We start from the raw sequence: 12202 nt of genomic DNA on the forward strand, positions 1-12202 counted from the left end.
CAACCAAGAATTATCCTTATTTTCTTTCTTGCTGTTTTGTGCGTAAATATTCCAGGTTCCCCCGAATAGTTACAGTATTCGGATGATTTGCACCCAAAACCCGCTCTGCAATCTCCAAAGCTTGGATGTAAAGTGGTTCTGCTGCTTCGTACCTTTTCTGGGAACGGTAGAATGCTGCTAAATTGTTCAAACTGGTTGCAACGGAGGGATGATTTTCTCCCAGTAGCTGTTTTCTTAACTCCAAAGCTTGGATGTAAAGAGGTTCTGCTGCTTCGTACCTTCCCTGGGAATAGTAGAGTCCAGCTAAATTGTTCAAACTGGTTGCAACATCGGGATGATTTTCTCCCAGTAGCTGTTTTCTTAACTCCAAAGCTTGGATGTAAAGAGGTTCTGCTGCTTCGTACCTTCCCTGGGAAGAGTAGAGTGTAGCTAAATTGTTCAAACTGGTTGCAACGTCGGGATGATTTTCTCCCAGTAGCTGTTTACATAACTCCAATGCTTGGATGTAAAGTGGTTCTGCTGCTTCGTACCTTCCCTGGGATTCGTAGAGTGCTGCTAAATTGTTCAAACTGCTTGCAACGTCGGGATGATTTTCTCCCAGTAGCTGTTTACATAACTCCAATGCTTGGAGGTACATAGGTTCTGCTGCTTCGTACCTTCCCTGGGATTTGTAAAGTACAGCTAAATTGTTCAAACTGGTTGCAACGTCGGGATGATTTTCTCCCAGTAGCTGTTTATATAACTCCAAAGCTTGGAGGTACATAGGTTCTGCTGCTTCGTACCTTCCCTGGGAATAATAGAGTAGTGCTAAGTTATTCAAATTGGTTGCAACGTGGGGATGATTTTCTCCCAATAGCTGTTTTCTTAACTCCAAAGCTTGGATGTAAAGAGGTTCTGCTGCTTCGTACCTTCCCTGGGAAACGTAGAGATAAGCTAAATTGTTCAAACTGGTTGCAACGTCGGGATGATTTTCTCCCAGTAGCTGTTTTCTTAACTCCAAAGCTTGGATGTAAAGTGGTTCCGCTGCTTCGTACCTTCCCTGGGAACGGTAGAGTCCTGCTAAATTGTTCAAACTGGTTGCAACGTCGGGATGATTTTCTCCCAGTAGCTGTTTTCTTAACTCCAAAGCTTGGATGTAAAGTGGTTCCGCTGCTTCGTACCTTCCCTGGGAATAGTAGAGTAAAGCTAAATTGTTCAAACTGGTTGCAATGTGGGGATGATTTTCTCCCAGTAGCTGTTTATATAACTCCAAAGCTTGGATGTAAAGTGGTTCTGCTGCTTCGTACCTTCCCTGGGAATAGTAGAGTAAAGCTAAATTGTTCAAACTGGTTGCAATGTGGGGATGATTTTCTCCCAGTAGCTGTTTATATAACTCCAAAGCTTGGATGTAAAGTGGTTCTGCTGCTTCGTACCTTCCCTGGGATTTGTAGAGTCCAGCTAAATGGCTCAAACTGGTTGCAACGTCGGGATGATTTGCACCCAAAACCCGCTCTGCAATCTCCAAAGCTTGGATGTAAAGAGGTTCCGCTGCTTCGTACCTTCCCTGGGAAACGTAGAGATAAGCTAAATTGTTCAAACTGGTTGCAACGTTGGGATGATTTTCTCCCAGTAGCTGTTTATATAACTCCAAAGCTTGGATGTAAAGAGGTTCTGCTGCTTCGTACCTTCCCTGGGATTCGTAGAGTGCGGCTAAATTGTTCAAACTGGTTGCAACGGAGGGATGATTTTCTCCCAGTAGCTGTTTTGTTAACTCCAAAGCTTGGATGTAAAGAGGTTCTGCTGCTTCGTACCTTCCCTGGGATTTGTAGAGTCCAGCTAAATTGTTCAAACTGGTTGCAACGTCGGGATGATTTTCTCCCAGTAGCTGTTTATATAACTCCAAAGCTTGGATGTAAAGAGGTTCTGCTGCTTCGTACCTTCCCTGGGAAACGTAGAGTCCAGCTAAATTGTTCAAACTGGTTGCAACGTTGGGATGATTTTCTCCCAGTAGCTGTTTATATAACTCCAAAGCTTGGATGTAAAGAGGTTCTGCTGCTTCGTACCTTCCCTGGGATTCGTAGAGTCCAGCTAAATTGTTCAAACTGGTTGCATAATCTTCCTTTAAACCTAATTCTTTTTGCAATTCCAGGGCTTTACACCTATATTTAACGGCTAAACCTAATTCTTCTTGATATTTCTCAGCTTCACCTCTGTCCAATCTACGCTTGTAAATATTTGCCAATTCAATATACAAACTTGCTAGTTTCCCGTCCTTAATTCCGTTTTGTTGTTCTATTTGCTGAATTAATCTTTGTAAATCTTCAATGGGTAGAAAATGTTCGTAATCACTATTAACATTTTCTAATTCTGTACCTTTTAAAGCAAATCGTATCCCCTCAATTTCACTTGCAGAAACGACATTTTTGGCATGGGAAGCAAACCGGAATACTCCATTTCGCCAACTCCAAAAATCTGGAGCTTTTTTGATTAAATTGCTCATCAATTGGTGACTTATCCAGAGAATAATTGCAAAGTGGAATTCTCGCAAACCTTCCCTCGTCCATTGCAAATAACCAAAAAACTTTTCCTGTGGTGATTGTTCTTCTCCTAATCTCAGAAAAAATAGGTTTTCTGTACCCGTGATAGTAATTACTGATGCTTGATTTTGGTGCAGAGATGTTGATTCTTTTACTAGTTTCTCATCTACTAGTCTTTGAATAGCGGCTTTTAAATCAGGCTCTTTTTTATCTAATACAGCACGATAAGTACAAAAATGAGGTTGCAATTCTTGCTCATAGCGGTCAATTATTTCATTTCTTAAATCAGCATAATCACAAACAGCAATGAGTATATTTAATTTACCTACTCCTGCTTCAATAGAGACAATTAAATCATCATAAGCATCTTGATTTTGGATCTCTGGGTTAGGATTGTGATTATTTTTAGTCATCAACTAAACCCTCATCACGCAACAGTTCCACAACAATCGGATGAACATCATACCAATTTTTGCGATTACGATATTCAAGGGTATAAAGCCCATGTAATAAATCGAGAAATTCCTGTTGCTTTGGATCTTCTGGCTTAAAATTTTGATATACAGTGTGTAATATTTGATAATCTGTCCGACCTAAAGGCAGAGCAAAATCATTACGAATATTGTTAATTGCTTGGTCTAGAATTACATCATCAATAATAACCTGATCATCTGGTTTGCGGCGAATTAATCGCAGACAAATTCGGCAACATTCATTAGAAATGCGAATTAATTCTCGTAAAACTCCACCACTATTTAAAACTATTTTTTCAGCCGTTGATGATTCTAACAAATTATTTGATATGCGTTTAGTTAAGATTTCACATAGAATCTGCAAATTTTCTTGATATGGCGTAGCATTGGCTAGATGACTTTCACCCTTTTTAAATAGCTTTAAAACAGGCATAACCACAACTTGATCGTTAGTTTCACTTTCAATTGTTGGTTTCAGTGCTGTTTCCCGCAAAGCAGCAATAGGGATAGTATAAATAATCCGAAAACCAGGTAAACAAAGAGCTTTAACGTTATCTTTAAATAAATGATTAACTACTACCAAATCAAGCTTGTCTAAATCATCAATAATTACTAATACTTCTTGTTTTGTAACTCCTTGAATTGCGGCAGCAATAATATTTAATTGTGCAACTAACTCGGAAACTTTGCGTTCAAATTCCTGCTTAAGTTCGTAACGAACTTTTGAATCAACTTTTAATTTGACACTAAATAATTTGAATATATTAAAATCTTTGCCAACTTCCCCACCAATATTAGTTTCTTCCGTGCGGATGCGGGTAGCAAACCATTTATTAATCGCATTTTTAGTAGAATCAGGAATAGGAATTTGACGTGCTTCGGCTTCCAACATCAAATTCACAGCAATCGAAAACAGGACATTAATATGATTTATATCCGACGTTTCTATATTGTCAGCAATCGAAAATAAAACCACAAAATATTTACTTCCGATTCTCCGACTAAATTCTGCTAGCAAAGTAGACTTTCCACATCCCCGATGTCCCGTGAAAACAACCTTACCATCAGAATTGGGGCTATCTTCAACTAACTGAATCAATTCATCAATAATATCTTCACCGTACTCCACACGGAACTGTTGTAAATCTTTTTGTTCAATCAACGGTAAAAGTTCCAAATTACGGTAGGTTTCTTGAAACAATCTGAGTAAATCTTCAGCCATAAGAAAGAGGGCGACAAATATAATTAATCTAATACCAATTTAATCTGAAGATGCATATTAAAGAACCCCACCCCTTAATCTTCTACCCCGCTAGCGAGGAGGGGAAACAAGAATCCGGTTCCCTTTGCGATCGCAATCTCAATTTAGCCCTGATTCTGCACCAAACATCACACCTTCGTATAAAAGTGCGATATTTAATTCAAATTCGATACCGGAAAGGGTAATAATATCTCCCTCAGTATAGGGATAATAGAGCCACATTCTTCCCTCTCCCCGACAATAACGTTCAACTGAGATTTTTTCTGAATCGATTAATAAATATTCTTGTAAAGAGGGAATTGTCAAATAATTAGTGAATTTTTCCCCTCGATCTTTGCTGCTTGTACCAGGGGAGAGAACTTCAGCAATTATTTTCGGATTTTGGATAAATTTACGAGCATTTAGATCTTGAGGGTCACAACTGACAATCACATCAGGATAATAATAAATATTTCCGGTATCAAATTGCACTTTTACATCCGACACATTCACCCGGCAACCTCTAGCGCGTAAATGTGGACGCAAGGCTGTGTAAAAATTCAGTGCAATGTCATTGTGGGGAATTGTACCATCTGTCATCGCCAAAATTTCGCCATTAACATACTCGTAGCGAAGTTCTTGCAGGGGTTCCCATTTGAGGTATTCCTCAATGGTCATTTTTGATGGTTGTTGGGAAATAGCTACCATAGCCAGATTTTTTCTAGTTTGCTTTGATTTTAGCGAATAATATGCACAGTTCTTCTATAATTATTGGTACGCACATACTGGAGATAAAATTACGGTTTACGCACGTCCTTTAGCAAGATTAATAGAACAGTTGCAACGTTTGCCAGGGGTTGGTCCCAAGACTGCCCAAAGATTAGCTTTGCACATTCTCAAGCGTCCTGAATCGGAAATTGAAGCTTTAGCTGAAGCTTTGGTGGCAGCTAAAAAAGAGGTAGGTTTATGCAAGGAGTGTTTTCACTTATCATCTGAACCTGTTTGCGATATCTGTCGCAACACGACTCGCAACAATGGAATTATTTGTGTGGTTGCAGATTCCCGTGATGTAATTGCACTGGAAAAAACCCGCGAATTTAAGGGAAAATATCACGTTTTGTGTGGTGTAATTTCCCCGATTGATGGAATTGGACCGGAACAATTGACTATTTCTGCTTTAGTAAGAAGGGTTAGTAAAGAACAACCCAAGGAAGTAATTTTAGCAATTAGTCCCAGTGTGGAAGGGGAAACAACAACCTTATATATTGGTCAATTATTAAAACCCTTTACTAAGGTGACAAGAATTGCTTTTGGTTTACCTGTTGGTGGTGATTTAGAATATGCTGATGAAGTGACATTGGCGAGGGCTTTAGAAGGTCGTCGGGAGTTAGATTAATCGGGTCTTGCTGCAAAATTCTATATTCATTTAGTTAATAATTATTGTCTTATGTCGCAATTTGAAGCGATTGAATCTGCTTATCAGGTATTTACTCAACAATTTGAAAGTTTGATAATTTCAACGGTTAGTGAGGATAGAATTCCTAATGCTAGCTATGCACCTTTTGTGATGGATGGTGATAGAAACATCTATATATACGTGAGTGGACTTTCCGTCCATACGAATAATTTACAGGCAGTTCCCAAAGCTAGTGTTTTATTTATTGAGGATGAATCAAAGACACAACAAATCTTTGCTCGTCGTCGTTTAAATTATGAATGTAGCGCGAGTTTGTTGCCACGAGATACTCAATCGTGGATTCAAGTAATTAGTAATTTTGAATCGCGGTTTGGAAATATTATCCAGATGATGCGAGATTTACCAGATTTTCGGGTTTTTAAGTTGACACCCTATGGTGGTAGGTTTGTTGTTGGTTTTGGTGCTGCTTATGAAATCGATGGAAATGATTTAAATCGATTAATTCATCTAACTGGAGATTCTAATAAGTGAAGAAAAATCTCTGGAAATGATGGGTTGTTCATCCCAAAGCTTTAGGATAAACAAAGCTGCTTAAACTTTTTAAAGAGATAAAATTTTTAGCTGCTGGTGAACTCGTATTAAAATAGGAAAAAATATGTCTTTACAACTAACGATCAATTACCCCAAAAGCTTACCTGATGCTATTGGCAAAACTAGAGAACAATTTGAACAAGAATCAAAATGGGCAATGGCAGTTAAATTGTATGAAATGAAACGCCTTTCTTCAGGTATGGCTGCCTCATTAATAGGAGTAGATCGAGTTACTTTTATTCTCAAACTCAATGATTATGAAGTTCCTTTAATCGATCTTAGTGAAGAGGAATTATTATCAGATTTAGAAAATGCCTAGTACCAATCAAATTGTTATCAATACCTCTCCCTTAATTGCCCTTGTCGCCGCTATGGGTGAATTAAAAATTTTAGATTATCTTTATGCAGATGTTTTTGTTCCCTTTGAAGTTTACCAAGAAATACTAATTGGTGGTACCACAGGATTTGGTGTAACTGAGTTTGAATCCGCACCCTGGCTACAAAAACAAAGTTCTCCTTTAGATATTTCTCCCTTTTTATTTAACTCCTTAGATTTAGGAGAAGCATCAGTTATTCAACTGGCATTAAATAAAAATATTTCAACAGTTTGTATTGATGAAGCTGTGGGGCGAAGAATAGCCAGATTAAATGGTCTTGCGGTGACTGGTTCAATTGGAATTTTATTACGCGCTAAACGTGAAGGTTATCCTCTGTCAATTAAAACAGCTATTAAAAAAATGCTCAATCATAATATTCGCTTAAGTAAAACTGTTATTGATTTTGCTATTCAAGAATCTGGAGAAAATTCATAATCTTCAGGACTTACATAATGACTTCAGAAATGATGTATCAGATGAATTAATCGCAAAAATATCGCCTATTCGGTTTTCTAGCCCAATTTTGCGCTAAATCCACCATCCGCCTTGACACCAAGCAGTCTACAATAGAAGGCTGAATATAAAATATAGATCGCAATACCATAATTATTATGACTTCTGCCACTGCTGTAAAAACTGAGTATGAAGCAATTATCGGGTTAGAAACCCACTGTCAACTCAGTACCAATACAAAAATTTTCTCCGATAGTTCTACGGCTTTTGGAGCGGAGCCCAATACTAACATTGATCCGGTGTGTATGGGGATGCCCGGTGTTTTGCCTGTTTTAAATGAAAAGGTGTTGGAATATGCTGTCAAAGCTGGGCTGGCTTTGAACTGCCAAATTGCAAAGTATAGTAAGTTTGATCGGAAACAATACTTTTATCCTGATTTACCCAAGAATTACCAAATTTCTCAATACGATTTGCCAATTGCCGAACATGGCTGGATTGAGATTGAATTAGTTGATAAAGATGGAAATCCTACAAGAAAAAGGATTGGTGTAACTCGTCTGCATATGGAAGAGGATGCAGGGAAACTGGTTCACGCGGGAAGCGATCGCTTGGCGGGTTCAAGCTACTCTTTGGTAGACTATAACCGGGCTGGTGTGCCTTTGGTGGAAATTGTTTCCGAACCTGATTTACGTTCTGGACAAGAAGCGGCAGAATATGCTCAAGAAATACGCCGCATCATGCGTTACTTGGGTGTCAGTGATGGGAATATGCAAGAAGGTTCACTACGTTGTGACGTGAATATTTCGGTGCGTCCGGTGGGAAGGGAAGAATTCGGTACCAAAGTCGAAATTAAGAATATGAACTCCTTCAACGCCATTCAACGGGCGATAGAATACGAAATTGAGCGGCAAATTGCAGCGGTGGAAGCAGGCGAACCAATTTACCAAGAGACGCGGTTGTGGGAAGAAGGCGCACAACGTACCGTCAGTATGCGGAAAAAAGAAGGTTCCAGCGATTACCGCTACTTCCCAGAACCAGATTTAGGTCCCATTGAGGTTTCTGAACAACAATTAGCAGTTTGGTTGAGTGAATTACCTGAACTTCCAGCACAAAAACGTCACCGTTATGAAAACGACTTGGGATTATCAGCCTACGATGCCCGTGTAATCACAGAGGAACGTGTAAAATCAGAATATTTTGAAAGTGTCCTTGCTGCTGGTGCAAATCCCAAATCTGCCGCTAACTGGATTACCCAAGATATTACTGCCTACCTCAACAAACAAAAGATTGCTTCCATCAGCGAAATTGGCTTAACACCCGAAAACTTGGCAGAGGTAATTAAACGAATTGATAGCGGTAAAATTAGTAATGCGATCGCTAAAGAGAAATTACCCGATTTATTAGCTGGTGTCACCCCCGAAAAAGTCTTTGCAGGTAAAGAGCTAATTTCTGATCCCGCTATTCTCGAACCCATGATTGACGAAATTATCGCTGCTAATCCCAAAGAGTACGAAAAATTCAAAGGTGGCAATGCCAATATGAAGGGTTTCTTCATTGGGCAAGTTCTCAAGAAAACCAACAAGTTGGCAGATCCCAAATTAACAAACGAGTTAGTTGAGAAAAAACTGAACGCTTAGAATTGAAAATTTCAAATTTTTAACTTTTAGCGAAAACATCAGAAACGCGGAACATGAATAATGCGGTGTAGCTAAAGTAGCTTTATAACACCGCATTTTCCCCGATAAATCGGCAAGAGTATTATTATCTAATTCCGAATTCCATCATTATCGATAGCGCTGTAACCTTCATTACTCATCAATCCTAGCCAAGCATCGGAATTGGGAGTTAAAAATAATTCAGCGTAAACCTTCTGGTTGAGCAGATTCACATTACTTGTGGCGTTACCTTGTGTAAACCATTCATGAATTTGGCTGTGGAGTGCGTATTCATTTCTAATACTGTCTAATGCGATCGCACTCTCAAAGTTACCCACTATTTGCCGTAGGTTCTGGGAATTTCCTTTCTCAAATCGTTTAGCTGCAATTAGGGCAATGCTATTTCTGTCTAGCTTCGCATCTGCTTGATGAAGTTGGGCAATCCTTGTCCAGGTTGCTTGATCAGTAATTTCCCTTAGAGGATTGGGATTACTGCTACTAGGGACAATATTTCTGAGTAGAGGTGCTTCTACTTGCATTTTAGATACTGCAATAGTTCCAGCAACAGGAGCGCTAGGAGTACTATTACCAACCGCAGGTATTTCTACTAATCTGGGAATATTTTTAATACCTAATTTTTTTAAATCTCCCTGCCACTTACTTTGAATTGCCACTAGTTTTTGACGGTGATAATTCCGCAGGAATGATTCTTGCTGATTTACCGCGACTTTATCATATTCTTTAACTACTTTTACACCATCCACTAACTGACGCAGAAACGCTTTAGAACCATATAATCCCGGTATAGCATCAATGGGGCGACCTGAACTATTTAAAATATAGTGAATACTGTTACCTGTGATTGTCCGTTCTAATTTTCTGCCATCACCAAAGTCTACAGTTAGTTTAGGGACAGAGCGGACAGGTTGCCAATGTAGAATGTAATTTTGCCGTAAATATTGGGAAATTTCAGCATTAGGATACAGAGAAACTCGGAAAAAGCGGCTATTTGCACAGCTTAAATCTTGGTTTAAGTTTCCCAGCAATCGCAATGAAAGAATAGGTTTACCAGTTGTTTTAGCTGCGGCTTTTGCTTGTTCTAGGTCAGTGTACCAAAAAAGTCGGGAAGCATAACAGTCTTTTTGTTGACACAGCGTATCCAAAGCTTCACGCATTTGGGGAGAAGGATTATTTAATTCCTTTGCATGGGTAGTTAGAAATGTTTCTAAACCCTTGCTTCCTTGGGTACGGAGTTGGGTAGCTTGTTGTAAGAGTGGTGAAGTTGAGGACTTAGGAGTCTGGGCATAGGTAGATTGCACCAGAAGCAAGCTTACAATCGTAGTGGCAAAGCCTGCGCGACGTAAGTCTTTCGCGCAAGCAAACCCTAGGTTTATCCCAGAGGTGATGAATTTAAGTTTCATATTCTCAATATCTTATGAATACTATTCTTAACTCACCACACGCATGTTTTGTTCCGGAATGCAACAATTAATAATTAGATTACATACATTCCTATTTATATCTAACCCAAGCATTTGGGTTGTAGAGCTATGGAACTAATAGACACGTCCGTAAATTTAAACCCAGTCTGTACAAGGGTTTTAAAGATTGCTTATATGTCTTCGCTCAAGGTAGCAATAAGGGTTTGAGATAGTTGCTGATAGTTTAGAGACAAAAAATAGGATTTTCTAATTTTGAGCTTACACATGATTTATTATGCTGCGGAATCCCCAAAAGCTATATACAGCAAATATTAGGGTTGGTAAAAATCAGACTTTATATCCTATCTTTTCGCAAATTTAATTTCCGGACGGATCTAATGTAGAAAATATCCCTCGGTCAATCTCGTAATTTTGAAAACAGTAAAAAATCTGGTTGAGACCTAGCACGTCTCAACCAAAACATAATCTGACTACGCAGATGTGACTTTGACTTTTGACCAAACTCCATTTGCGTCTTCGTCGTACTGTTTGTGAATTGCATCCCAGGCTGATGTTTCAGCTTTTGCTTCATCGTTACTATCATCAAAAGCTTTGTTGTAACTCTCAACAAAAGTTTTTTGAGCTTCCTCTGACAAATGAGCGCGAACTTCTGGAGATAAATCAGCTACATCGTTACAACGACCAGCACAAGGACGGTGTAAAGTCATGTCGCTGGTGTGAATCTCCTCACCACCTGCGCTTTCCATTAACAGTTGGAATTCACCGCTTTTATCTGCCGAAATTTCTGCCATAACGATAAATTCACCAGCTTGAAGACGGGTTTGATAAATAGCGGCTTTTTCTTCCGACATCCCTAGAGTCATCAACACTGATGCTAAACCAGCACCAGCACTACCAGCTAATGCACCACTTGCGGCTCCTAATAGCGCCGCACCAATGGGTCCAGCGGCAACTACAGGACCGACGAAAGGAATAAATAATACACCTACCCCAGAAAGTAGCCCCAACAGAGAACCAAACAAAGAACCGAAGATAGCACCCTGCCGGAGTCCACCCAAAATTACATCTCGCTTAGTAATAAAGCCGGCAATACGGGTTTCCGATTGAAAATTATTGCCCATAACCGAAATGCGATCGCGTGGAACTCCCCGGTCTATTAAACGACGGACTGCACCATCCACCTCTTCTTGCTTCTTAAAGACTGCTGATATTGTCCTATCTACATTATATTCTGACATGTTGATTCCCCTTAGTTATATTTTCGTAATTAAGTATTTAACGCAGATAAAGATTTTCTATTACTTACACACCAGCAGCAGCTTTTTGTTTAGAATGTGGCTTCGCACCATCGGCAGCTATTGCTTCTCCTTCGATAAAGGAACGCAACATCCAAGCCATTTCTTCATGTCCTTCCATCAAACCTGTCAAGAAGTCAGCGGTTCCCTCATCATGGAATTCTTCGCTGCACTTATTCACATGGTCGCGCAGGTTGCGGATCACTTGTTCATGGTCATCCACCAAACGCTCAACCATTCCTGTTGCTGTCGGAATATCACCAGCGTGTTCTTTGAGAGAGGTTAGTTTCAAGAATCCTTCCATTGTTCCTATTGGATAGCCACCTAACGCTCTCACTCGTTCCGCAACGGAATCAATAGTTAGTGTTAAAGTTTGATAGTGTTCTTCCCACAATTGGTGTAGAGTTCTAAATTGAGGACCAACAACGTCCCAGTGGTATTTCTTGGTTTTTACCAATAACAAGTAACTATCAGCCAAGTCTTTATTTAAAAGCTCAATTACCCCTTGACGTTGCTCTGATGTGAGACCAATATTTAGCTTACGCATTTAGTACCTTTCCTTAATATTTGTTCATCAACTTAACTTCATTAAACATTCATTTTTCGATCTAACAATCAACCAAAGGTAGTAGTTGTAGGGTAGAGAATTTTAACTGAAGACAGATAATCGGTGGCAATATAACTTAATTCCATAAATTGATATTGCTCAAAAGTTGGCAGAATATTTATCCCTAAATTCATCC

At 39.3% G+C, this 12202-nt stretch carries 11 protein-coding genes; 5 read left to right on the forward strand and 6 right to left on the reverse strand.

The annotated features are described in order from the left end of the window. Window positions 1–16: 16 nt before the first annotated feature. From CAL6303_RS29330 to CAL6303_RS15300, 3 genes are all read right to left on the reverse strand, one after another. A complete protein-coding gene (locus CAL6303_RS29330) occupies window positions 17–2929 on the reverse strand; it encodes a tetratricopeptide repeat protein (RefSeq protein WP_015198714.1) in 2913 nt (970 codons plus the stop codon). Further along, window positions 2922–4211, reverse strand: coding sequence for an ATP-binding protein (locus CAL6303_RS15295; RefSeq protein WP_015198715.1), 1290 nt, complete (start codon window positions 4209–4211; stop codon window positions 2922–2924). The genes CAL6303_RS29330 and CAL6303_RS15295 overlap by 8 nt, the downstream gene beginning before the upstream one ends. A gap of 138 nt (window positions 4212–4349) precedes the next feature. Then, on the reverse strand, window positions 4350–4937 hold the full coding sequence (locus CAL6303_RS15300; protein WP_015198716.1) for a Uma2 family endonuclease: 588 nt from the start codon (window positions 4935–4937) through the stop codon (window positions 4350–4352). 88 nt (window positions 4938–5025) lie between these two features. Here CAL6303_RS15300 and recR point away from each other — a divergent pair, with 88 nt between their 5' ends. From recR to gatB, 5 genes are all read left to right on the forward strand, one after another. Beyond that, window positions 5026–5625: a recombination mediator RecR gene (gene recR / locus CAL6303_RS15305; RefSeq protein WP_083866319.1), complete on the forward strand. Its 600-nt coding sequence runs from the start codon at window positions 5026–5028 to the stop codon at window positions 5623–5625. Between the two features lie 51 nt (window positions 5626–5676). Continuing rightward, window positions 5677–6177 (forward strand): HugZ family protein, encoded by a 501-nt coding sequence (locus CAL6303_RS15310; RefSeq protein ID WP_015198718.1) that lies wholly within the window; start codon window positions 5677–5679, stop codon window positions 6175–6177. A gap of 124 nt (window positions 6178–6301) precedes the next feature. Then, entirely contained in the window at window positions 6302–6556 is a 255-nt protein-coding gene (locus CAL6303_RS15315; protein ID WP_015198719.1) for a UPF0175 family protein, read from the forward strand. After that, complete coding sequence (locus tag CAL6303_RS15320; protein WP_015198720.1) at window positions 6549–7049, forward strand: DUF3368 domain-containing protein; 501 nt, start codon at window positions 6549–6551, stop codon at window positions 7047–7049. Before CAL6303_RS15315 ends, CAL6303_RS15320 begins: the two co-directional genes overlap by 8 nt. A 176-nt stretch (window positions 7050–7225) precedes the next feature. Continuing rightward, window positions 7226–8704, forward strand: a complete 1479-nt coding sequence (gene gatB / locus CAL6303_RS15325) for an Asp-tRNA(Asn)/Glu-tRNA(Gln) amidotransferase subunit GatB (protein WP_015198721.1) — start codon at window positions 7226–7228, stop codon at window positions 8702–8704. A gap of 128 nt (window positions 8705–8832) precedes the next feature. Here gatB and CAL6303_RS15330 read toward each other — a convergent pair whose 3' ends face one another. From CAL6303_RS15330 to CAL6303_RS15340, 3 genes are all read right to left on the reverse strand, one after another. Then, window positions 8833–10143, reverse strand: a complete 1311-nt coding sequence (locus CAL6303_RS15330; protein WP_015198722.1) for a hypothetical protein — start codon at window positions 10141–10143, stop codon at window positions 8833–8835. Window positions 10144–10634: 491 nt separating this feature from the next. Continuing rightward, entirely contained in the window at window positions 10635–11402 is a 768-nt protein-coding gene (locus CAL6303_RS15335; RefSeq protein WP_015198723.1) for a ChaB family protein, read from the reverse strand. A gap of 64 nt (window positions 11403–11466) precedes the next feature. Beyond that, on the reverse strand, window positions 11467–12006 hold the full coding sequence (locus CAL6303_RS15340) for a Dps family protein (protein ID WP_015198724.1): 540 nt from the start codon (window positions 12004–12006) through the stop codon (window positions 11467–11469). Window positions 12007–12202: the final 196 nt, after the last annotated feature.

The sequence above is a fragment of the Calothrix sp. PCC 6303 genome (assembly GCF_000317435.1).
Taxonomy (GTDB): domain Bacteria; phylum Cyanobacteriota; class Cyanobacteriia; order Cyanobacteriales; family Nostocaceae; genus PCC-6303.

Coding starts and splice junctions, on each gene's coding strand:
- CAL6303_RS29330 (WP_015198714.1), bottom strand. CDS start 2,929: ATGACTAAAAATAATCACAATCCTAACCCAGAGATCCAAAATCAAGAT.
- CAL6303_RS15295 (WP_015198715.1), bottom strand. CDS start 4,211: ATGGCTGAAGATTTACTCAGATTGTTTCAAGAAACCTACCGTAATTTG.
- CAL6303_RS15300 (WP_015198716.1), bottom strand. CDS start 4,937: ATGGTAGCTATTTCCCAACAACCATCAAAAATGACCATTGAGGAATAC.
- CAL6303_RS15310 (WP_015198718.1), top strand. CDS start 5,677: ATGTCGCAATTTGAAGCGATTGAATCTGCTTATCAGGTATTTACTCAA.
- CAL6303_RS15315 (WP_015198719.1), top strand. CDS start 6,302: ATGTCTTTACAACTAACGATCAATTACCCCAAAAGCTTACCTGATGCT.
- CAL6303_RS15320 (WP_015198720.1), top strand. CDS start 6,549: ATGCCTAGTACCAATCAAATTGTTATCAATACCTCTCCCTTAATTGCC.
- gatB (WP_015198721.1), top strand. CDS start 7,226: ATGACTTCTGCCACTGCTGTAAAAACTGAGTATGAAGCAATTATCGGG.
- CAL6303_RS15330 (WP_015198722.1), bottom strand. CDS start 10,143: ATGAAACTTAAATTCATCACCTCTGGGATAAACCTAGGGTTTGCTTGC.
- CAL6303_RS15335 (WP_015198723.1), bottom strand. CDS start 11,402: ATGTCAGAATATAATGTAGATAGGACAATATCAGCAGTCTTTAAGAAG.
- CAL6303_RS15340 (WP_015198724.1), bottom strand. CDS start 12,006: ATGCGTAAGCTAAATATTGGTCTCACATCAGAGCAACGTCAAGGGGTA.